The organism is Natronorubrum bangense (genome assembly GCF_004799645.1).
Lineage (GTDB): Archaea > Halobacteriota > Halobacteria > Halobacteriales > Natrialbaceae > Natronorubrum > Natronorubrum bangense.
Window position 1 is genome coordinate 2,124,087 of the sequence record NZ_CP031305.1, and the last position, 22,420, is coordinate 2,146,506.

19 protein-coding genes are annotated in these 22,420 nt (G+C 62.2%); 9 read left to right on the forward strand and 10 right to left on the reverse strand.

The annotated features are described in order from the left end of the window. The first annotated feature begins 73 nt into the window (after positions 1-73). Positions 74-1,435 carry an aminotransferase class III-fold pyridoxal phosphate-dependent enzyme gene (locus DV706_RS10620; RefSeq protein ID WP_006064629.1) on the forward strand — a complete coding sequence of 454 codons (1,362 nt, stop codon included), beginning with the start codon at positions 74-76 and terminating at the stop codon, positions 1,433-1,435. A gap of 111 nt (positions 1,436-1,546) precedes the next feature. Here the strand turns inward: DV706_RS10620 and DV706_RS10625 are convergent, their stop codons facing one another. The 3 genes from DV706_RS10625 to DV706_RS10635 form a co-directional block, all read right to left on the reverse strand. After that, the gene (locus DV706_RS10625; protein ID WP_006064628.1) at positions 1,547-1,786 is read right to left on the reverse strand and encodes a glutathione S-transferase N-terminal domain-containing protein; all 240 of its coding nucleotides are present in this window, start codon (positions 1,784-1,786) and stop codon (positions 1,547-1,549) included. 102 nt (positions 1,787-1,888) lie between these two features. After that, positions 1,889-3,139 carry a threonine ammonia-lyase gene (ilvA, locus tag DV706_RS10630; RefSeq protein ID WP_006064627.1) on the reverse strand — a complete coding sequence of 417 codons (1,251 nt, stop codon included), beginning with the start codon at positions 3,137-3,139 and terminating at the stop codon, positions 1,889-1,891. Continuing rightward, a complete protein-coding gene (locus DV706_RS10635; protein WP_006064626.1) occupies positions 3,136-4,437 on the reverse strand; it encodes an amidohydrolase in 1,302 nt (433 codons plus the stop codon). Before DV706_RS10635 ends, ilvA begins: the two co-directional genes overlap by 4 nt. A 148-nt stretch (positions 4,438-4,585) precedes the next feature. Here DV706_RS10635 and DV706_RS10640 point away from each other — a divergent pair, with 148 nt between their 5' ends. Further along, positions 4,586-5,557: an NAD(P)-dependent oxidoreductase gene (locus DV706_RS10640; protein WP_006064625.1), complete on the forward strand. Its 972-nt coding sequence runs from the start codon at positions 4,586-4,588 to the stop codon at positions 5,555-5,557. A 5-nt stretch (positions 5,558-5,562) separates the two neighbouring features. Next, complete coding sequence (locus DV706_RS10645) at positions 5,563-8,754, forward strand: FAD-binding and (Fe-S)-binding domain-containing protein (protein ID WP_006064624.1); 3,192 nt, start codon at positions 5,563-5,565, stop codon at positions 8,752-8,754. An 82-nt stretch (positions 8,755-8,836) separates the two neighbouring features. On the opposite strand, the gene gdhB is transcribed toward DV706_RS10645, so the two are convergent. Both gdhB and DV706_RS10655 read right to left on the reverse strand, forming a co-directional pair. Next, positions 8,837-10,117, reverse strand: a complete 1,281-nt coding sequence (gene gdhB / locus DV706_RS10650; protein ID WP_006064623.1) for a glutamate dehydrogenase GdhB — start codon at positions 10,115-10,117, stop codon at positions 8,837-8,839. An 8-nt stretch (positions 10,118-10,125) separates the two neighbouring features. Then, on the reverse strand, positions 10,126-11,304 hold the full coding sequence (locus DV706_RS10655; RefSeq protein WP_006064622.1) for a M24 family metallopeptidase: 1,179 nt from the start codon (positions 11,302-11,304) through the stop codon (positions 10,126-10,128). A 179-nt stretch (positions 11,305-11,483) separates the two neighbouring features. On the opposite strand from DV706_RS10655, the gene DV706_RS10660 reads away from it, so the two are divergent. Continuing rightward, the gene (locus DV706_RS10660) at positions 11,484-12,029 is read left to right on the forward strand and encodes a CDP-2,3-bis-(O-geranylgeranyl)-sn-glycerol synthase (RefSeq protein ID WP_006064621.1); all 546 of its coding nucleotides are present in this window, start codon (positions 11,484-11,486) and stop codon (positions 12,027-12,029) included. Positions 12,030-12,101: 72 nt separating this feature from the next. Here DV706_RS10660 and aglF read toward each other — a convergent pair whose 3' ends face one another. Then, positions 12,102-12,836, reverse strand: a complete 735-nt coding sequence (gene aglF / locus DV706_RS10665; protein WP_006064620.1) for a UTP--glucose-1-phosphate uridylyltransferase AglF — start codon at positions 12,834-12,836, stop codon at positions 12,102-12,104. Positions 12,837-13,051: 215 nt separating this feature from the next. Beyond that, positions 13,052-14,464, reverse strand: coding sequence for an SWIM zinc finger family protein (locus DV706_RS10670; RefSeq protein WP_006064619.1), 1,413 nt, complete (start codon positions 14,462-14,464; stop codon positions 13,052-13,054). A gap of 127 nt (positions 14,465-14,591) precedes the next feature. Here DV706_RS10670 and DV706_RS10675 point away from each other — a divergent pair, with 127 nt between their 5' ends. After that, on the forward strand, positions 14,592-15,443 hold the full coding sequence (locus tag DV706_RS10675) for an RNA ligase family protein (protein WP_006064618.1): 852 nt from the start codon (positions 14,592-14,594) through the stop codon (positions 15,441-15,443). Between the two features lie 38 nt (positions 15,444-15,481). Here DV706_RS10675 and DV706_RS10680 read toward each other — a convergent pair whose 3' ends face one another. Beyond that, positions 15,482-16,921 carry an oligosaccharide flippase family protein gene (locus DV706_RS10680; RefSeq protein WP_006064617.1) on the reverse strand — a complete coding sequence of 480 codons (1,440 nt, stop codon included), beginning with the start codon at positions 16,919-16,921 and terminating at the stop codon, positions 15,482-15,484. A gap of 22 nt (positions 16,922-16,943) precedes the next feature. After that, entirely contained in the window at positions 16,944-17,744 is an 801-nt protein-coding gene (locus DV706_RS10685) for a hypothetical protein (protein WP_136350859.1), read from the reverse strand. An 89-nt stretch (positions 17,745-17,833) separates the two neighbouring features. Between DV706_RS10685 and DV706_RS21455 the strand changes: the two genes are divergently transcribed. The 4 genes from DV706_RS21455 to DV706_RS10700 all read left to right on the forward strand — a co-directional run bounded on the left by DV706_RS21455 (position 17,834) and on the right by DV706_RS10700 (position 21,330). Further along, the gene (locus DV706_RS21455; RefSeq protein ID WP_161569797.1) at positions 17,834-17,980 is read left to right on the forward strand and encodes a hypothetical protein; all 147 of its coding nucleotides are present in this window, start codon (positions 17,834-17,836) and stop codon (positions 17,978-17,980) included. 323 nt (positions 17,981-18,303) lie between these two features. After that, on the forward strand, positions 18,304-19,422 hold the full coding sequence (locus DV706_RS10690; RefSeq protein ID WP_006064614.1) for an AGE family epimerase/isomerase: 1,119 nt from the start codon (positions 18,304-18,306) through the stop codon (positions 19,420-19,422). A 115-nt stretch (positions 19,423-19,537) separates the two neighbouring features. Beyond that, positions 19,538-20,452 (forward strand): glycosyltransferase, encoded by a 915-nt coding sequence (locus DV706_RS10695; protein ID WP_006064613.1) that lies wholly within the window; start codon positions 19,538-19,540, stop codon positions 20,450-20,452. After that, the gene (locus tag DV706_RS10700; protein ID WP_006064612.1) at positions 20,449-21,330 is read left to right on the forward strand and encodes a glycosyltransferase; all 882 of its coding nucleotides are present in this window, start codon (positions 20,449-20,451) and stop codon (positions 21,328-21,330) included. Before DV706_RS10695 ends, DV706_RS10700 begins: the two co-directional genes overlap by 4 nt. 48 nt (positions 21,331-21,378) lie before the next feature. Here the strand turns inward: DV706_RS10700 and aglG are convergent, their stop codons facing one another. Further along, positions 21,379-22,338: a glucosyl-dolichyl phosphate glucuronosyltransferase gene (aglG, locus tag DV706_RS10705; protein ID WP_006064611.1), complete on the reverse strand. Its 960-nt coding sequence runs from the start codon at positions 22,336-22,338 to the stop codon at positions 21,379-21,381. Positions 22,339-22,420: the final 82 nt, after the last annotated feature.

The window sequence follows — 22,420 nt, forward strand, 5'->3', positions numbered from 1 at the left end:
GTCTCTGTGCGATTTCTACGACCATCCGCGAACCCATAACAAGATTTAATGATGACGTACACATAATCTGTGTATGGACAGGGACACAGCGCAACCGGACGTGGACGCCTTCCCCGGACCCAACGGCCGCGAATGGGTCGAATTCCACGGCAAGAACGCGGCACCGAGCGAGTACTCACACGAATTCGTCTGGGACATCACCCGCGAGGCAGACGGCCCGTTCGTCACCGACGTCGACGGGAACGTCCTTCTCGACTTTACGTGTCATATCGGCGCGGCGCCACTTGGCTACAACAACGAGAAACTCACCGATAAGCTTCGTGAGTTCGATCTCGTCGAACCGATGAAGATCGCCGGTCAGGACATGTACTTCGGTGCCGGCCCGAGTCCCGAGGAGTCGGACGTGCCGGGATCGAGTCACCTGATGGACAAGCTCACGGACGTCTCGAGCCAGTACGGGATGGATACCGTCTTCCTCTCGAACTCCGGGGCCGAGGCGATGGAGAACGCGATGAAGATTACGAACGACTACCGCGCGCCCGCAAAGTACGGCGTCGCGTTCTCGGGGAGCTTCCACGGCCGGACGTTCGGCACGCTCTCGATTACGAAGTCCAAGGAGGTTTACACCCGCCACTACCCCGAAATTAGCGGGATCGAGACGATTCCGTTCTGTGCAGACCGGGGCTGTTCGGCCGACACCTGTGACTGTGGGTTCTTTACCGGCGCGGGCTCACAGCTTCGCAACTCGCTTGCGCCCGAAGGCGGTCACATCAACCCCGACGAAATCGCTTTCCTCACCCTCGAGCCGATTCAGGGCGTCGGCGGCTACCGTTTCCCGAGCACCGAATTCATGCAGGAGGTCGCGGACGTCACCGACGAGTACGACATCCCGCTGGTCGTCGACGAGATTCAGTCGGGCGTCGGCCGCACCGGCGAGATCTGGGCCGCAGATCACTACCCGATCGAACCCGACGTCATCGCCAGCGCGAAAGCCCTGCGCGTCGGCGCGACGATCTCGCGCTCGGAGATCTTCCCCAGCGAGAAGAACCGACTGGGCTCGACCTTCGGCGGCGGCGATCTGCTCGGTTCGATGATGGGGACGTTCACCCTCGAGGCCATCGACGAGTACGACCTGCTCGACAACGCCACCAAACGCGGCGCACAGGCCAAAGAGTTGCTGCGTGATGATGTCCCCGACTACGTCGAGGACGTCCGCGGCAAGGGCTTGATGCTCGCCGTCGAGTTCGACACGCCCGAGCGACGAAGCGCCGTCGTCGCCGAATCGCTCGAGCGCGGCCTGCTCACCCTCGGCTGTGGCAAGAAGACGATCCGTCTGCTCCCGCCGCTTGACTCGAGCGAACGCGAGATCGAACTCGGGATCAGTATCTTCCTCGAGGCGATCGACGCCGTTGGCGCGAGTGCAAAAGCGGCATAACTGCGACCCAGCGCTGGCGGACGTCTGACTCACTGTCACCTATCGAGGCACATGCTCTTCGTGACTGTGACACTGTTGGCTGTGACGGACTGAGCGACTTGGACCGACAGCTCAGCCGTACGTTCGCTCGAGATACGCGATGATATCCTCGCTCTCGACCATCCCTGAGACATCGTGCTCGGGGTCGACGAGCACCGGGACGCCTGATTGGCCACTCACGGCTTTGACGTCCGAACGTCGAAAGCGAAACAGAGAGACGTTGTGACACTCGTATTCTACCTCGAGTTCGTCGAGTTTTCGTTCGACGTTTCGACAGTACGGGCACCCACGGAGTCTGTAGAGTTCGATCATCGAGATTGTACTGGTGGCGACGTAGGCGGCGGAAACTATAGTAGCTACTGACTGTCAGTGCAGAGCCGATCGCACGACGACTCCGGGTCGGTGTGGAACGCTTCACTCGAGTGAGTGCTCGACCACCGACACGCCCTCGATGTCAGCTAGCGCCTCGAGCACCCCACGAAGATGTTCGGGGCCGCTGCCCTCGAGGCCGACAGTCACGGGGGTTCGATTCGGATGATCACCCGCGGCTCGACGCGCGCGCTCGAGGACGTCGAGTTCCGCCCCCCGTGACTCCACGGCGTCGACCACGCCACCGACGGCCGTCGGCCACCCCGAAACGGCCAGTCGGGCGTCGACGTAGCGCTCGAGATCGTGAAGGCCGGTGCGGGTCAGTTCGGCGTGTTCGGTGAGGTTGACGTTGCCACCCGAAATGACGACGCCGACGTGGTCGCCCTCGAGGTCGATGTCATCCGAAAGCGCAGCAGCCAGCGGCGCCGCGCCGGCGCTCTCGGCGACGGTCTTCGCCCGCTCGGCCAGCAGCGTCACGGCAGTCGCAATCTCCGTATCCCCGACGCTTACCACGTCGTCGACGACCTTGCGGGCGTTCGCAAACGTGGTCTCGAGCAGCCGCGTATCCGCGATCCCCTCCGCGACGGTGTCGACGGTCTCGAGTTCGTGAATTTCGTCGCCCTCGAGCGATGGCTTCGCGTGGGCAGCGCCGTCGGGCTGGACCCCGATCACGCGAATATCCGGGTCGTGTGCCTGCAACACTGTCCCGATCCCCGAAATGAGGCCACCGCCGCCGATGGCGACGAGGACGGTGTCGAGGTCGGGATACTGCTCGAGTAACTCGAGGCCGACTGTCCCCTGTCCGGCGATGATCGCTTCGTCGTCGAAAGGGTGGACGAACGTCTCGCCAGTTTCGGCAGCGCGCTCTACGGCGTACTCGTAGGAGCGTTCGTAGATCTCGCCCTCGACAACGACTTCGGCTCCGTAGCCGCGGGTGGCCTCGATTTTTGCCGCGGGCGTGACCTCGGGCACGACGATGGTCGTCTCGATATCGAGCAGCTGGCCGGCCAGCGCCACGCCCTGGGCGTGGTTGCCCGCACTCGAGGCGATGACGCCCGCCTCACGTTCCTCGGTGGTGAGTTGAGCCATCCGATTGTACGCGCCGCGGATCTTGAACGAGCCCGTCCGCTGGACGTTCTCGAGTTTGAGACCAACGGAGTCGGCCCCGCTCAGTTCGGCGAACGTCCGCGAGGTGTCCAGTGGCGTGCGATGGACGACGTCGGCGATACGCTCGCGGGCGGTCTCGATGTCGTCGACGCTGACGAGCGGGGCGCTCATCTCTTCGACCTCGTTCATCTCTCACTCTCGTTCCGTGCCACAGGATGCTGGTGCTCGAGTGTCCGAATCGTCTCGACTAAGACGTCGACGCCGTGGGCGAGGCTGTCCTCGTCGACGTCGAACGTCGGCGTGTGGTGGCTCGTCGGATGGTCGGTGCCGACGATCAGGTACGTCGCCAGCCCGCCATCTCGCTGGACGCGCTCCATCAGGAAGGTTGCGTCTTCGCTCGCGCCGAAGTCGGCGGCGGGCAGCACGCGGTCGATGCCGTCGACGCCGGTTGCGACCTCGCTGACGAGCGACTGCAGTTCGGGGTCGCTGTCGGCTCGTGGCGACTCGCTGACGACCTCGACGTCGGCCCGACAGCCGTGCATTCTGGCCGCGGACCTGACCGTTCGCTCGAGTCGATCCTTCATGTACTCCATTAGCTCAGTCGTCTCGCCGCGGGCTTCGGCCTCCATGTGGGCGCGTTCGGCGATGACGTTGCTCGCAGAGCCTGCTTCCGCGTAGCCGATGTTGACGCGAGTCATCCCGTCGGCGTGGCGGGGGATGCCGTAGGCGTTCTCGATCGCCGTCCCCATCGCGTGCATCGCGTTGTCGCCCTCGTTTGGAGCCTTGCCCGCGTGGGCGGAGGTCCCCTCGATCGTCGCGTCGACGTGACACATCGCCAGCGGCTTTTCGATTCCGGCGACCACTTCGCCGGTTGGATGGTCGAGGCCGACGTGGATCGCGAGCAGGTAGTCCAGCCCCTCGGCGAACTCGCTTTTGGCCATCGGACAGCCACCGCCGCTGGTCTCTTCTGCGGGTTGGAAGAAGACGACCAGTCGCCCCGAAAAGTCGCTCGCCTTGATCGCCTCGAGGACGGCCAGTCCCCACGTCATGTGGGCGTCGTGGCCGCAGGCGTGCATCGTCCCGTCGATCTCCGAGCGAAATCCTTCGGCTGCGGGGTCGTGATCGTCGTCGTCCGACTCCTCGATGAACAGCCCGTCGATGTCGACCCGCAGCCCGATTGCCGGCCCTTCGCCGCGATCGAGCACGGCGACTGCGCCGGTGTTGCCACCAGTCATTCGCTCGAGCAGGGCCTCGTCAGCACCGCGCTCGCGGGCGCGTTCGAGCCATGGCTCGAGGTCCGCGTCGGGGACGGCCATCCGGTCGGCGGGGTCGTAGGCGTCCGGGCCGACGGCGAGTTCGTCGACGCCGATGGCGCGGATCTCTTCGACGAGTCGGGCTGTCGTGGCGAACTCTCGCCACGCCGGCTCGGGGTGGCGGTGCAGGCTCCGTCGGAGCGTCACGAGGCGGTCTTGGATCGGTTCGTTCATGCGAGTCACTAACGCGCCCCACTGACTTAATTATACACAATCTGTGTGTACGGGAGATACACAAAAAGGATAAGAGAGACGGTGACAATCGTACTGTATAGTTGCGTTTCAGCGGTACTACACCGTTGTCGCGCGCACATCCACCACTATGAGCACGAACCCAGATATCGTCGTTCTGAGAGAAGGCACCGAAGGACTGTCGATGGAGTCGTACGCCGACACCCTGCGTGAACGGCTGCCCGACCACACCGTCGCACTCGCACGGACGCCCAAAGAAGAGCGCGAACTCGTCCCGAAAGCACGGATCGTGACCGGCATCACCATCGAAGAGGACCTTCTCGAGTCCGCCGACCGACTCGAACTGTTTGCCTGTACGTTCGCCGGAACCGACCACGTCCCGATGGACGCGCTGGCCGACCACGGTGTCGCCGTGACGAACGCGGGCGGTATCCACGCCCCCGGCATCGCCGAGCAGTCGATCGCGAACATGCTCGTCTTCGCGCGAAATCTCCACGAAGGGTGGCGACGCAAGCGAAACGGCGAGTGGCGTCACTTCCAGTCACAGGAGTTCACCGACAGCACCGTCACGGTCGTCGGCCTCGGCTCGATCGGCCAGGAGATCGTCAAGCGCCTCGAAGGGTTCGACGTCGAGACGATCGGCATTCGCTACACGCCATCGAAAGGCGGCCCGACCGACGAAGTGCTCGGTTTCGAGGATGAAGACATCCACGAGGCCTTCTCTCGCAGCGAGTACGTCGTCCTCGCCTGTCCACTCAACGACCTGACCCGCAACCTCGTCGACGCGGACGCGCTGGCGACGCTCCCGCCAAACGCCGTGATCGTCAACGCCGCCCGCGGTGGCATCATCGACACCGACGCGCTCGTCTCGGCGCTGCAGTTCAACGGCATCCGCGGGGCCGCCCTCGACGTCACCGATCCCGAACCGCTGCCCAACGACCATGAGCTCTGGGACCTCGAGAACTGTCTCATCACACCTCACACGGGCGGCCACACGCCGAAACACTGGGATCGACTCGCCGACATCGTTGCCACCAACGTCGACGCGCTCGAGGGCGACGGTGACCTCGCAAACGTCGTCTATCAGCCGAACTCGAGCTGAGTTCAATGGCAGCTGACAACTCGCGTTCGACGACTGACCACAGCGACCAGACGTCGACGCCGGACGAGACCGAGCTCGGACCGCCGTCGGATCCGCGAGCGGGTGACCCTGCAGCGGACCCGCGAGCCGACTACGACTACGTCGGTGGCGACATCGACCGTCCCGACCTCGTCTCGGCACTGCGCGAGCGAATCGACGGCGAGGTCCGCTTCGACGAGTACAGCCGCCGGCTGTACGCCACCGACGCGAGCGCCTACGAGATGACGCCCGTCGGCGTCGTCCTGCCGGAGTCGACGGCGGATATCGCGAGCGTCGTCACCTACTGCGCCGAGAACGGGATTCCGGTGCTCCCGCGGGGTGGCGGGACCAGTCTCGCCGGACAGGCGGTCAACGAAGCCGTCGTCCTCGACCTCTCGGCGCACATGGGCGAGGTCTGCAATGTCACCCCCGACGAGCGACGGGCGACGGTGCAGGCCGGTGCGGTGCTCGCCGATCTCAACGACGAACTCGAACCCTACGGCCTGAAGTTCGCCCCGGACCCTGCCGCCGGGAATCGAAGCACGATCGGCGGCGCGATCGGCAACAACTCGACGGGGGCCCACTCGCTGCAGTACGGCAAGACCGACGCCTACGTCGAGGCCTGCGAGGTCGTCCTCGCCGACGGCTCCGTCGAACGCTTCGGCGAGGTGACGGTCGCCGAACTGCGCGAGCGGGCCGATCCAGACGGGACTCTGCTCGAGCGAATCCACGAGGCCCTGCGCCGCGTCATCGACGAGGAAGCCGACGCGATTCGGGAGGTCTTCCCACAACTGAAACGCAACGTCTCGGGCTACAACCTCGATCGGCTGGTCGCGGAAGCCTACGGCGAGCCGGAGGCGTTCGACGAAAACACCGAGGGATCCGTCGAGATCGACGGCGAGCCCGACCCCGACGCGACGGTCAACCTCGCCCGTGTCTTCGCCGGCAGCGAGGGGACTCTTGGTGTCGTGACGGCAGCGACCGTTTCGCTCGAGCCCGTTCCCGAGACGACGTCGGTCGCGCTGTTAACTTACCGCGAGCAACTCCCCGCGATGGCCGACGTCGACACCATCGTCCGGAACCACGACCCGGCAGCGATCGAGGCGATCGACGACGTCTTGCTCGACCTCGCCCGCGACACCGAGGAGTTCGCCAACTTGGTTGACCGACTCCCTGCGGGCACTGAAACCGCGCTGCTCGTCGAGTTCTACGCCGACAGCGACGACGATGGCCGTGAGCAGGTCGACGACCTACTGGCGGATCGACTCCCCGACGCGGACATCCCCGATCCGACGGCTGATGGGGGTGCGAACGTGGCGACGGACGCCGCGAGCGAGGCCGACACTGACCCCACCCGCGCGTTCGACGCCCTCGAGGCCCACGACCCGGAAGGGATTGCCGAACTCTGGAAGCTTCGCAAGAGCGCCGCGCCGATCTTGCTCTCGCGGACCTCCGACGCAAAACATATCTCCTTCATCGAGGATACGGCCGTGCCGACGGAGAACCTCGCGGAGTACGTGGCGGACTTTCAACAGGTGCTCGAGGAGAACAACACCTTCGCAAGTTTCTACGCGCACGCAGGACCGGGCTGTATGCATATGCGGCCGCTGGTCGACACCAAGAGCCCGGCTGGCCTCAATCAGTTCGAGGCGATTTCCGACGCCGTCACCGACCTCGTCGTCGAGTACGGCGGCAGCGTCTCGGGCGAACACGGCGACGGCCGCGCCCGGACCCAGTGGAACCGCAAACTGTACGGCGAGGACGTCTGGAAGCTCTTCCGGGAGCTGAAGACGGCGTTCGATCCCGACTGGCTGCTCAACCCGGGTAACGTCTGTGGCGACCACGATATGACCGAGCACTTGCGATTCTCCCCCGACTACGAGTTCGAGGCCGGCTTCGAGCCCGCCCTCGAGTGGGACGTCGACAACGGGATGCAGGGGATGGTCGAACTCTGTCACGGCTGTGGCGGCTGTCGCGGCGACCAGGAGACGACCGGCGGCGTGATGTGTCCGACCTACCGGGCCGTCGAAGAGGAGAGTCTCAGCACCCGCGGCCGGGCGAACATGCTCCGGGCGGCGATGAACGGCGAACTCGAGGCCGACGCGACTGACGAGGAGTTCTTAGCGGAGGTGATGGACCTCTGTATCGGCTGCAAGGGCTGTGCGCGGGACTGTCCCAGCGAGGTCGATATGGCCAAGCTCAAAGCCGAAGTCGAACACGCGAATCACCAGGAAAACGGCTCGAGTCTCCGTGCGAAGCTGTTCGCGAACATCGACCGACTGAACGCCGTTGGCTCCGCGCTCGCCCCGGTTTCGAACTGGGCGACGTCGCTGCCCGGCGCTGGAACCGTTGCCGAGAAGACGGTCGGCATCGCTCGCGAGCGCGACCTGCCGACGTTCGCGAGCCAGAGCTTCGAGGACTGGTTCGAGAGCCGCGGGCCGCGGATCTCACTCGAGGAGGCCGACCGAAAGGTCATGCTCGTCCCCGATACGTACACCAACTACAACCATCCGCGAGCGGGGAAAGCAGCCGTACAGGTTCTCGAGACGGCGGGTGTCCACGTCCGGATTCCCGAGAACGTCGGGTCGACTGGCCGGCCAGCCCACTCGAAAGGCTTTCTCGACATCTCGCGCGAGCGAGCGCGGACGAACGTCGACGCGCTGGCTCCTGCCGTCGAAGACGGCTGGGAGGTTGTCCTCGTCGAGCCCTCCGACGCGGTGATGTTCCAGTCCGACTACCTTGATCTGCTCACCGGCCGTGACGTCGAACGCGTCGCCGTGAACACCTACGGCGTCATGGAGTATCTCGAGCGGTTCGATCTCGCAACGAAGCTGCCGACCGCAGCGCCCGGCGAGCGGCTGACCTACCACGGTCACTGCCACCAGAAGGCGACGAAAAAGGACGGCCACGCGGCGACGGTGCTCGAGACGGTTGGCTACGAGGTCGACGCGCTGGATTCGGGCTGTTGTGGGATGGCCGGGTCGTTCGGCTACGAGGCCGAACACTACTCGCTCAGTCGGAAGATCGGCGAGATCCTGTTCGACCAGGTCGACGGCAGCGACGGCGAGACCGTCGTCGCGCCGGGGGCTTCCTGTCGCACACAGCTCTCGGCGTACGACGGCTGTAACGATCCACCGCATCCGATCGAGAAAGTATCCGAGGCGCTGTCGGCGACGTAACGGCCCGATTTTCCGATCTCGTTGTGACTCGAGGATCTCGTCGTGAAATCGGGATACGCGAACGAAACCGAGTTGTGGCCGGCTACGGCCAGAGCCCGCGCGTCGCCTTCGCCTCGGCGATTCGGGAGAGCGCCACGACGTAGGCGGCGTCGCGCCAGGTGAGGTCTTTTGCTTCGACCTCCGCACGGACGTCGTTCCAGGCCTCGAGCATGTGTTCTTCGAGTTCTGCGTTAACGCGCTCGAGACTCCACTGGCGGCGATTGATATCCTGAAGCCACTCGAAGTAGCTCACCGTCACCCCGCCGGCGTTGGCGAGGATGTCCGGAATTACCTGTACGTCGCGCTCTGCCAAGATCGAGTCGGCGGCGAACGTCGTCGGTCCGTTTGCCCCCTCGACGACGATGTCGGCCGCGATGGCGTCTGCGTTGTCCGCGGTGATGACGTTGCCGACGGCGGCCGGGATCAACACGTCGACGTCGAGTTCGAGGACGTCCTCGTTGGTGATCGTTTCAGGGGCGTCCTGCTCGAGGACGGCTTCGGGCTCTTCCTCGTGGGTCGGAACGTCATGCGTCGAGAGACCGTCGGGATCGTAGATCGCGCCGTTGACGTCGCTGACGGCGACGATCGTCGCGCCCCAGTCCTCGAGCAGGCGGGCGGCGTTGGCGCCGACGCTGCCAAACCCTTGCACGGCGACGGTGGTGTCCGAGAGGTCGCGGCCGTTGTAGTCGACCGCCTCTCGTGTGACGATCGCGGTCGACCGACCGGGAGCTTCCTCGCGGCCGTAGGAGCCGCCGATGACGGGTGGTTTGCCGGTGACGATCCCGGGGACGGTCTCACCCTGTTGCATCGAGTAGGCGTCCATGAACCAGGCCATGGTCTGTGCGTCGGTCCCCATGTCAGGTGCGGGGACGTCTTTCGTCGGACCGACCACGTCGCGCAGTTCCTCGGCGAACCGACGCGTGAGCCGTTCGGTCTCGTCGCTGCTCAACGATTTTGGATCGATAGCGACACCGCCTTTTCCGCCGCCGAAGGGGAGATCCATCACGGCGCACTTCCAGGTCATCCACATCGACAGCCCGGTACACTCCTCGGCAGTTACCTCGGGGTGGTATCGGAGTCCGCCCTTGTATGGGCCCCGAACGTCGTCGTGTTGGGCGCGATAGCCGGTGTAGACCTCGACGCTCCCGTCATCGCGCTCGAGCGGGACCGAGACCTGCTGGACCTTGGTCGGGTGTTTCAGTCGCTCGATCACGCCCGGATCGACGTCGATGTGGGCCGCCGCTCGCTCGAGTTGGCGGCGAGCGGTGACGAGCGCCGAGTCGAGTTCGTCGTCCGTCTCGTGGGTGGGTGGTGTCGTCGTCATCGGTTCCCTTAGGTCGTAAACAGCTCTCGTGGAAACTCAGCCAGCGTCTCAGCGCCGTCGCTGGTGACCCGGAACGTCTCGCTGATCTCCATGCCGACTTCCTCCGTCCAGATGCCGGGGATCATGTGGAACGTCATGTTCTCCTCGAGGACCGTCTCGTCGCCCGGACGGATGCTTGCGGTGTGTTCGCCCCAGTCCGGCGGGTAGCCAAGCCCCATCGAGTAGCCGATCCGATCCTCTTTCTCGAGGCCGTACTGGGCGATCGTCTCGCGCCAGGCCTTCTCGACGGCCTCGCAGGTCACGCCCGGTTCGACGACGTCGAGGGCCGCCTCGATCCCTTCGACGACGATCTCGGCGGTTTCCTCGAGTTCTTCCGGTGGATCGCCCACGAACGTCGTCCGGGCCAGCGGCGAGTGATACCGGTGGCGACAGCCCGAGAGTTCGATGATAACCGGATCGCCGTCTTCGAACGGACGGTCGGTCCACGTGAGGTGTGGCGTGTCGGTGTGGTCGCCCGAGGGCATCAGCGGGACGATCGAGGGGTAGTCGCCACCGTACGCTTCGGTGCCCATGATCAGCGCCTCGTAGATCGCCGCCGCGGCCTCGTACTCCGGGACGCCTTCCTCGATCGCGTCGAGGCCCGCCTGCATGGCCTTTTCCGAAATGCGGGCGGCCTCGCGCATGTACTCGATTTCTTGCTCCGATTTCTTGATTCGTACCCAGCCGACCAGCAGCGTCGCGTCTTCGAACTCGGCGTCGGGCAGGTTCTGCTGCAGGCGCGTGTAGGACTTCGCGGTGAAGTAGGCCGCATCCATCTCGAGGCCGATCCGGCCGTCCGCGACATCGAGGTCCTCGAGCACGCCCGCGATGTAGTCCATCGGATGGAGATCGTGTGGCGAGTGGACGTGGTCGTCACTGTAAGAGAGAATGTTCGACTCGGACAGATACGCTGTCGCCCGCGCGCCGCCGCCGTCCATCTCGCGGCCGACCCAGACCGGTTCCTCGTGGTCTGGCGTGACGATGACCGCCTGATGAACGTAAAACGACCAGCCGTCATAGCCGGTGAGGTAGTTCATATTGGCCGGGTCGGAGACGACGATCGCGTCGAGGTCTTCCTCGCGCAACCGTTCTTTCGTCCGCTCGACCCGCCGTTCGTACTCGGCTTCGTCGAAAATATTTCGTGACACGGTAACAGGGCCTCTACGAGGGAGGTCGACCAGCAGCGCTAAAAGTTTTTCGTGTATGTCTATTACAGATACTGTGTACGATTGGGCGACGGACCGGCGCCGTGAGTCGTTCGTGGATCGTTCTCGTAGTCGCCTGCGAACCACCGCCGATTAAGACACGGCGGTTCGTTCGGCCGGATATGGCAATCCTCGAGACAATCGTGATCGCGTTCTGGGCGATGTTGCCCGCCTACGTGCCGAACAACGCCGCGGTGTTGGCCGGCGGCGGTCGACCGATCGACGGCGGCCGGACGTGGGGCGACAAGCGAGTGCTTGGCGACGGCAAAACGTGGCGCGGCACTGCCGCCGGGATCACCGCTGGTCTCGCGTTGGCTGGTCTCCTGTCGGTCGTCGCGGCCGATGTCAGTGCAGCCACCGGGATCGATGTCCCCGAGTTCACGCCGCTTGCAGCGCTCGGGCTGGCTGCCGGGGCCATGCTCGGCGACATCCTCGCCTCGTTTCTAAAACGCCGGTCGGGCCGCCAGCGCGGCGCGATGTTCCCCGGCCTCGACCAGCTCGATTTCGTCGTCGTCTCTTTGCCGCTGACGGCGCTGCTCGCGAGTGAGTGGTTCTTCGACGTGTTCACGTGGGAGGTCATCGCCGTCGTCGTGATCGTAACGCCGATCCTCCACGTCACGACGAACATAATTGCGTACAAACTCGGCCTGAAAAACGAACCCTGGTAGCTGGCTTTCGTCGGCGGCCTCGAGTCGTCGTTCAATCGTGAACTCGGCAGCGATGGACGTGACTCGAGCCGGCTACTGTTCGGGCGCTGCTTCCTGCTCCTTTTGAATCCGCGCTTCTGCGGTCTCTCGATCCTCGGGGTAGCCGACGTCGATGCGCCAGCCATCCATTCGGATCGCGTCGATCGTTCGCCCGGACTGGATCAACAGATCGATCGCGTCGGGCAGTTCGTACTCCCCGCGGTCGCTGGGCTGGACGAGGTGGCAGGCGTGGAAAATGGCAGGCGTAAAGGTGTAGAAGCCGGTCATGACGAGATTGGACGGCGGCTCGTCCGGTTTCTCGACCACTTCGACGATCTCGCCGTACTCGTTGGTGTCGAGGACGCCGTAGCGAGAGGCCTCGTCGTAGGGCACTTCCTCGACGAGGAACGCGGCGTCTGCGCGATCTTCCTGCTGACGGTTGATCACGTCGCCGAGGTTCCCCCGGAAGACGTTGTCACCGAGCATGAGCACGAACTCGTCGTCGATGTGTGGCTCGGCCTGGAGGATCGCGTGGGCGAGCCCCAACTGCTCGCGTTGGTGGGCGTAGGTGATCGGCACACCCTCGTACTCGTCGCCGTAGCGTTCGATGATCTTCTCTTTCATGTAGCCGACGACCACGACGAGTTCGGTGACGCCGATCTCGAGGAGATTGTCGAAAACGTCCTCGATGAGTGGCTTCCCGTCGACCTCGACGAGGACCTTCGGCTTGTCTTCGGTGAGCGGCCGGAGGCGAGTGCCCTTGCCCGCGGCCAGGACGACTGCTTGCATATCTCGAGTTATCGAGAGCAAGACACTATATACTTTGTGAGCGATAGGTCCGTCCATTATGAACGTCGTTGGAGACACACCGCATCGATCGGTCGTCGACGGCGTATCCGCGACCGACAGCCATCCACGCGACGTGACGAGACAACACGCCGGTTTCAACGGACTGGGTTGGGGAGGTCCCGAGAGACGACCGCGTCTGCTCGAGCCCCTCGGCTTCAACCGTCCAGTTCGTCGTAGACACGCTTGCGGGCCGTAACGTCTTCCTCGGCGAACGATCGAAGGAGTTCACGTAAATCCTCGGCGGACGCCGACTCGAGGGCGTCCTCGAGCGATCGGTCGTCACCGATCGGCTTGACGTCGCCACTGGCCAGCACGGCCGCGACGATGTGCTTGCAGAGGTTCGCGTCGTCGGGACAGTCACACCACCCTTCGACGTAGCTGCCGTTCGAGAGCGTGACTTGGACGTCGTACGGGCGGCTTCCCTGGACCGTCGCCTGGAGATGGTCGTCGACGCGTTCGATATCGGTCACGGCTCCCTGTTCGTAGTAGCGCTCGCCGCGATCGTATCGGCCGGGGTCCGTGATCGACCGAAGCGTGCCCGTGTCGACCGCTGTGGACGGCTGTCGTGTTTTGAGACGCGGGAACGCCTCGACAACCGGCTCACGTCCCGGGATGGTGGGCTCTGCTGACCGACGATGGATGTACCCCTGCTGGGGCCACCCGAGCGGGAACCAGTATGCGGGGTCGCTCACGACGTCCCAGCAATCGGTGATCACGCCCTCGTGGTCCGCCGGGAGAACGCCCTCGAGAGTTACGGTCCGGGGCGTCGTGGCGACCTCGAGTCGAACGTCCGTCTCGTGGGACTCGTCGTCGGCAACCCGATCGGCGTAGTCGGCACGGATGGCCTCGAGTGCAGCGAGTCCTTCCGCCGAGAACCCGTGGCCAGTGCGCTCGAGTTCGAAGACGACGTCGGCGTAGGTGTGTTTCTCGCGGTAGTTGATGAGCGGGCGGTTGCTGCCGATCAGGTCGGTGGGATCGTACGCCGTCCCGGGAAGCGTCGTGCCGAAGACGATCGGCGTAACCGGTTCGTCGGGCGTCTCGGGGAGGCGATCGGTGTCGGGTGTGTGCTCTGGCTCGCCCAGTCGTGTTTCGAACAGTCGTCCACAGGCCGGACACACCGTCGCCCCGAGGTCGTCGCTGTGCCACGTCGTCCGTTCGTGTGCGCGACACCAGTCACAGCCCCGGCGCGTCTCGTGTTCTGTCCGTTTCCAGCCGGCGTCACGAACCGTCGTCACCCGCTTGCAGTCGGCAATGACCGCTGACCGGCGTTTCTGGTGGGATTCCAGTCTCGTGCGACAGGAGGCACAGAGGTCCGAATCGCTCTCCTCGATCGTCCTCGGGAGGACGAGACGCTGGTCGTGGGTGTGACCTCGAGCGGCGGCGAATTTGTCGATCGATGCATCCGAACGGACATCCTCGAGTGTCGGCGGTGGGTCGTAGGCGACGATATCGGTGGCCGTGGCGGTTTCGTCGGGCGAGGTGTCGTCGTCGAACTCCCGGCCGTACCGACAGCCGTCGGGACCGACGACGTGCCACTTCCCGGAGCCGGTGCGAGCGAACGTTGGCACAGTTGGCGGGAGAACGGTGCGGTGACGGATAGTGGTTTCCAACCGTGGCCAACTTATTTTGGACTGCAGTGAGGCTATCTCAGACAGACACTGCGGATCGCCGACGACCTCGAGAACACAGACACAGATGAAAGCATATCCATCGATTCCACGCGTCGAAACCGCTCCCGACCGACTCTTCGACTCGGGCCACCTGTGGCTCCTCGAGAAAATCGACGGGGCACTCCTCCGTTTCCAGCTCCAGCCGTCGGGGCTGATTCGCTTTGGCGATCGAAGCCGCGTCTACGACGATCCCGACGATATCCCAGCGCCCTACCAACACGCCGTCCGCCACGTTCGGGAGACCCTCGAGCGTGACGCGCTCCGCAGCGCCGTCGACGACGTGGAAGACGTCGTCTTCTTCGGCGAGGCTACCCACCACCACACGATCGAGTACGACTGGGAGCGCACGCCGTCGTTTCTGGGCTTCGACGTCTGGTCGGCCAAGGCAGGGGCGTTCCGTCCGCCAGACGCCGTCGAGGGGATCTTCGAGGGGATCGGCCTCGAGCCCGTAAACGCCGTCGAACAGGAACTCCATACGCGGGATTTCGATCCGGACTCGTACACGATTCCACAGTCTGCGTGGTACGACGGACCTGCTGTAGGCGTCGTCATCCGGAACAAACGGGGCGACCGTGCGAAGCTGCTCCACCCCGACTTCCAAGACGTTGATACGACGGTTTCAGTCGATTCGTCAGCCGAGGAGCTGGCAGCGGAGTACGCCACGCGACGGCGATTCGAGACCATCGTGGGGATGCTCGAGGATCGTGGTCAGTCGGTGACCTTTGAGACACTGTATGAACGTGTCCTCGAGGACATCGCTCGTGAGACGCACAACCAGCTGTATGGCGAAGCGAGGGCATTCGAGATGGGGACGTTTCGCTCCGAAATCGGTGCGTTGACGCGGGCGTTTCTCGAGGAGTGGCGAGACGGCGAGTAGTGATAGCCGTGGAACGCCCACCGCACAGATCTGGCACGTTACTGTGCGAAGGGGACATCAAACGGGAGATTTCTCGAGACCGTGGTTCGGAACGTCCTCGAGAGAACGAACAACGCGACGAAGTAGACCGCTGCGCCGATGCCAATGATGACCACGGTCGTCGCGTGTCCAACGACCGAATCCTCCATCGGCGGTCCGAGGACCACCATCGCATATATTACGACTCCCATGAGGAGTGCGGCGAGACACTGATACGCGACGTCCTGAAGCGGGAGGTCGAACTCGAGGAACTCACAGGTCGCGTAATAGGCGTACACGAGCGTCACCGCTGCAGCGAGTGCCGTCGCGACCGCCGCGCCGATCCACCCGTACTGCCAGATGAGGACGACGTTGAGAACCACGTTCACAGCGACGAACACCGCGTTGATCCGGAACGCGATCTCTGGTCTGTCGATCCCGTTGATCGTGTTGACCAGCTGTTTCTGGTAGCCGTAGATCGTCCGGGCGGCAATCAGGATCAGGAGAACACTCGAGCCGGCGACGAATTCCGGGCCGTAGATGAGCAAGATGCGCTCGCCGACGAGTGCGGCCCCGACCAGTCCGGGGATCATGAACAGGCCGTTGTACCGGATCGCGTCGGTGACGAGGGTCGACACCTGCGATGGATCTTCCTGTGCGGAAATCTTGCTGATCTCGGGAAACAGCGTCGTGCTGATGCCCTTGCTGAAGATCGTCAGAACGGCGGCGATACTCCAGGCGACTGAGTAGACGCCCACGAGCGCCTGGGAGACAAAAAAGCCGAGGACGGTGACGTCGATCCAGCTAAAGGACATCTTCTTTAAGTTACCGAGCCAGGCGTACTTCGCATACTCGAAGAGACTCTTCGCGTGTCGAAGCGTCGGACGGACGAGCGCCACGGAGACGAAAAACAGGCTCACCAGCGCGATTGCGACCGAGGCGAAGGCGTACGCCGCGAGCAGGCCCCCGACACCGAAGCCGACAGTGATCACGCCGATCTGAAGAGCGCTTCGCATCGTGACGTTCACTGGATCGAGGACGGCGTAGACGTGCACGAGGTGCTGGCCCTTGAGCGCCGCCGACGTGAACGCCCGAAACAGCTCGGCGGCGAGCAAGATGAGAAGAATCGAGAGAATCGGGGCTCCGATATAGGACTCGAGTGGTCCGCGGAGTGCGATGGCCGCGACGGCGGCGATCGCAAAGATGCCCGCCATCATCGCGAGTCCGGTCACGAGGTAGGCGTCCGGCTCATCTCCCTCGCTCACCCGTTTGGTAATCGCCGAGGAGACTCCGATCTTGCCACCGATCTTGAGCCAGGCGAGGACGGCGAGCGCGAGCGCGTAGATGCCGTAGCCTTCCGCCCCGAGCATCCGGGCGATGTAGAACGTCGCGACGAAACCCGCGATAGAGGAGCCGAACTTCGAAAAGAAGTAGACGACCGACGTCTGCCCCAGTTTCATCGACTTGCGGTCATCGGCGGAACTACTTCAAATCACGTAAATCCGGATGGTCGGGGATCGGCTCGTCGCCTTCACAGAGTTTCTCGCGGTACTCCGTCCACTCTTTGTGGCGTATGAGAAAAACAACTGGAATTTCATTTAAGTCGAGTAATTTAGCGACAGTCAGTCGATGGATTCCATCGACGTGAAGAAGTTCGCCATTACGCCCAACATCGACCGTCACTTCATCTAATGTGTCTAAAAATAATCCATCGTTCATATCACCTGGTTCTTCCAGCAGTTCCCCCTGTGATAAATACCCCTCTTGTCGGATTCGATCGTAAACTTCGTCCAATCTCCTATAAATAGCAAGGAGATCATCGCGGTCTTTATACTTATAATCATCATGAGAACCACATTCAATGCCTTCTAATTTTTGTCGAATCGAGTCTATTTCTTCCCACCGAACACCATCTATAAAGTGTTTTTCGGCTGCATGATAAAACTCCGAATCCTCTATTAGCTTTCCTTCTTTGTCCCAGTCACCATCTCGAACCTTCCCAAACAGTATACGACGATTCAGATGTTCTGGCCAGGGTCGGCCAGTTCGCCGTCGAATATCGTCTGGATCGACATATTCGATTTTAAATGGATCTGGTGGACACTGGTATTTCAGTACATCGTTAGAAGATCGCCACCGAAAGTATCGAGGGGCGGTTTTCCAGTATATGGGTGGGGACTGGCGTAACATTTCGATGAACAATTTCTCAATCGAGCCAACTACGATATGTTTGAGTCCGCCCTGCGAGTATTCATATTGAATTTGGTGAAGAAGGTTCCGCATAGAGGTATGTGCTCATAGTGTTTCAATGAGGTTTGAGTTTTGTGTTTCTCAACAACTCATACAGACCTTTATAATTCATCTACGATGTAATGATTGACCGCACTCGAGACGGCGACCCGCTCCTTGTCGACGGTAAACACCGCCTGTTCATCGCGAAGGTGTGTGACGTCGAGAAAATCCCGGTGCTCGAGATCGTTCGACACGAGGAGTACGTCAACGAACCTCGAGACGGCTGACGTCCACCACTCGAGAACGTCCCGGAATCCCACAAGTTCGATCCCCTCACCTTCGAGTGCAGTGCACGCCGAACGGGTCACGAACGGTCGACGACAGTCGACGCCGTCCGGAAGTCGTCACTCGAGTTGAACCCCTGGTGGCCGACACAGCGGGCAGTGCCGTCGGACGTGCGGCCCGCTCGAAGGGGGGCTGGCCCTCGTCGCGTCTCGTCGATCGGATGGCGCGGTCTCGAGGAGTACAACCGACGTCGCTGAACGGGGCGGCGGGCCGGAGTGCTCCGAGGGGTTTATGCAGCCGACACGTCGTAGTCCAAATACGACGAATGTCCAACTCCGCACCGGATTCCGACGGGGAGACGATCACGACCTACGAGTTGCTGGAACGAAGTGCGGAATCAGCGCTCGAACTCCAGCGCGAGGACGGGTCGTTTCCGCCGGGGCGGAACTACACCTACGACGAGCCGGAAACACCGGTACGGACGACGTCGCACTGGACAATGACGCTCTCCGAAGTGTATGACATCACGGGCAAAGAGAAGTTCCAGGAGGCGGCCGACGCGGCCGTGGATTATTTGCTCGGCGACGAAATCCGACCGCACGGGTACACGTACTACTGTCGGGATGCATCCGGGAAAGACCACTGCAATGGGCTAGTCGGTCAGGCATACCCGATCAGAGCGCTCGCCCACGCGGGACTGATATTGGAGCGACAAGATGCAATCGGCATAGCGGAAGAGGTGTTCACGATCCATCCGTTTGACGAAGAACTCGGGCTCTGGGAACGGGTGGAGATCGATGGGAAAAAGCTCTCGTTCGACAGGACGTTGAACCACCAGATTCTGTTTGCGGCCGGTAGTAGCAAACTGGCTTCAGAGTCGAATATCGTCGCCGATCGGATCACAACATTTCTCGATCGTCTGCCATCGAATATGGAGCTACATTCGGATGGCCTGATAAAACATTACGCCCGCCCATCTCCGATCGATGCGGTCAAAGCCGTTATTCGTCGCCCGAGACACTGGCCATTGCTACTGAATGAGATGGTGTTTCACTATTATTCGAGATCTGCCGAACGACGGAAGAAAGAAATCGGTTATCAGCCCGTAAATCTCAAAGGGCTTGCTCAATTACGGATGCAGTTCCCGGAACACGGGGTCTGGTCGAACAATAAAATACGAACCGCTCTCGAGGCTTTTGACGTGGACGAGTGTAGCGATATCGACTACGGTAGTATCACTCCCGGCATGAGTTTCGCGCTGGCAGAGTATGCTTTCTCTGCCGATACAGGTCGAATAGCACCCCTGATAGAAATGGATCTCAAGGGTCAGTTAGATCACACGACCTACCTCCTTACTTCGGACACTGTGAGTGATTTCGACCAGTCGTCCACTATTTCGATTCTGGTAGAGTTGCCAGATCACGATGTGTGCGTCGGATCGTAATCAGATGTTGGTAGAACCGTGTCCTGATGGTTATTTCATTGGCGGGATTTATGTGGGCTTGACCGTAAGCAGTCGGACACGACCATCCTGTAGAGTGTGTCTTCGTGACTGATATATGGAAGATAATATCGACGTCTCGGTTGTGATCCCGGTCTACAACGATACTGAAGGGATTCGAACGACTATCCACTCGCTTGTGGCTCAATCGGCACGGACCTACGACCTCTTCCCTGTCGATAACGACTCGACGGACGGTACGGGTGACGTTATCGCCGAAATCGCTGACGGGCACCCGGAACTCGTTCACCCGTGTGAGGAGACGGCCATTCAGTCCTCCTACGCGGCTCGCAACACGGGCATCGAACACGCCTCTGGCGACATCCTCCTTTTTTTCGACGCGGACATGTGGGCTCCCGAAACCTGGATTGAAGACATGGTCACAGCCCTCGAGTCCAACGACTACGACTATCTCGGCTGTAACGTCGAAGTCGTCGCCGACGACCGGCCCAACTTCTGGGAGCGCTACGAACAGTCGTTTTCGTTCCCCGTCGAAACCTACCTCGAGGACAAACACTTCGCCCCGACCTGTGCGCTCGCGGTCAGACGCGAGGTCTTCGAGGAGGTCGGCCTCTTCGACGAACGCCTCGAGTCCGGCGGTGACAAGGAGTTCGGCCAGCGCGTCCATCGGGCAGGGTTCGAACAGGGCTACGCCGGGGATGTGACTGCGTATCATCCGGCACGGGACTCCTGGGATGCCCTCCGCTCGAAAGCACTCCGGATCGGACGGGGACATACACAGAAGCGTCGCTACCACCCGGAACTCGGCGAACCACATCCGCTGCACCCGATTAATTACCTCCCACCGAGTCCGTTTCGTCTTCGGCGTCGCTTCTCGGGCCAGGACGTCTCGCTCGCGTCGCTCGTCGGGTTCTACTTGCTCGAGTACGTCTTGAAACTCACCCAGAGCTACGGAACGCTTCGAGAAACGCTCGCACAACGACGATCGAAACGCGAGGAACCCTCACGATGATCTCAATCGTCATCCCCGTCTACAACGACCCCGATGGCATCCAGACCACCCTCGAGTCTCTCCTCCCCCAAACAGCCAACCACGAAATAGTCGTCGTCGACAACGACTCCACAGACCGAACCCCGGAGATCGTCCACTCCTACGAAAACGACCACGACCACCTCACCCTCGTCCACGAACGCGAGATCCAGTCCTCCTATGCGGCCCGCAACACCGGCATCCGAAACACCAACAGCGACCTCCTCGCGTTCGTCGACGCCGACATGACCGTCCCCGAAGACTGGCTCGAGTCCGCCCTCCACACCTTCCAAACCACAGACGCCGACTACATGGGCTGTAACGTCGAGCTTACCCACCCCGAGAACCCACCCCTCCCGGCCCGCTACGATCATCACACGGGCTTTCCCGTCGGAGGGTACCTCGAGCACCAACAGTTCGCCCCGACCTGCTGTCTCTTCACCCGACGAACTGTCTTCGAGGACGTGGGCTTGTTCGATCACCGCCTCGAGTCCGGCGGCGACAAGGAGTTCGGCAACCGGGTCCACGAAGCGGGGTATGACCTCCAGTTCGCCGAGGACGTGATGATGTACCACCCAACCAGAAATAGCCTCCGCGCACACGTGAAAAAGGATCGCCGCGTCGGCCGCGGGCTCTGTCAGCTCCAACGCTTTCACCCCGACCGCTACGGCACGCCCGGCGTCCCGCCCCGGCCCAGCGGGATCAAACGCCCCGGGCGGGATCTCCCCACGAAGGATCGACTCGCCTTCGGCGCGCTCTCGAGACTGCTCACCGCCGTCCGCGGGATGGGCTACTACGAGGAGTATCTCACTGGCGACGAGAACGCGACCCTCGAGGGTGTGCCGCGACTCGAGGCGTGAGCGATCGCTCGAGGACACATTACACCGTCCGGAAAGAAAACCAGACAGTCAGTTACCCGCCGTAGCGTCACGGTCGGCGATTAACTCCGAGCGATCGACGTCGAGCAATCCGTAGAGATAGCCAAACCCGACTGCCGCGGTAAAGATGAAAATCGTCACGAGCTGTTTTGCCTTCGCACTCGAGGGCTCACGAACCAACTCGCCGACCCGATCTGGAACGAACTCGAGCATGAGCTGTCCCAGGTATTCGTTTTTGTCCCCAGAGGCCTCGGGTAACAGAATGTCCATGATCCGTTTGGAGTAGCCCTGCCAGAACGACCGAAACACCAGCCACCGGAAGTCCCCACGGTAGTCGAACAGTTTGTGGTGAACCACGGCGTCGGTGTTGTAGATCACACCCTTGCCATACTTGTTGGCCATTCGAATACACACTGGCGCTTCGTGAGCCTGGATGTGGCGATCCCCTTTCCGGCCCGTATTCTCGTCGTAGCCGCCGACGTTCAAGAACACGTCCCGGCGAAAGGAGATGTTCGAGCCGTACGTGTTCCGCAGTTCCTCCATGTGCTCGCCCATTCCGCGTTCGTCACAGCCGACCAGCCAGTAGAACTCCTCGGGGAAGAAATCCGGCTTCTCGGTCACCCAGTCGGGTTTTGCGTGGCCGCCGACAGCAATCGCGTCGGTCTCGTCGTAGACGCGTGCTAGTTCCTCGATCCAGTCGGGTTCGGCGACGGCATCGTCGTCGATAAACGCCACGACGTCGCCAGTCGCGATCTCGGCGCCTCGAGTCCGACTGTAGGAAATCCCCTGATTCTCGTCGTTGCAGTGGAGTACAACGTCCTCGAGGCCACCGTAGTCTTCGCAGACGCGATCGAAGACGGCGTCGTTCCCGTCAACGACGATGACGACCTCGAGTGGGTCGTACGTCTGGTCGAGGACGCTGTCGACACACTCCGAGAAGACGTCGTAGCGTTCCATCGCGTAGGTACAGATGACGACAGAGACCTTCATCGAGAATCGGTTGCTGTGAGCGGCGAATAAGTGTTTTCCTTCAGGTGAGTTACAGTCGTGGTGGAGTGTCCACCGGCGATCC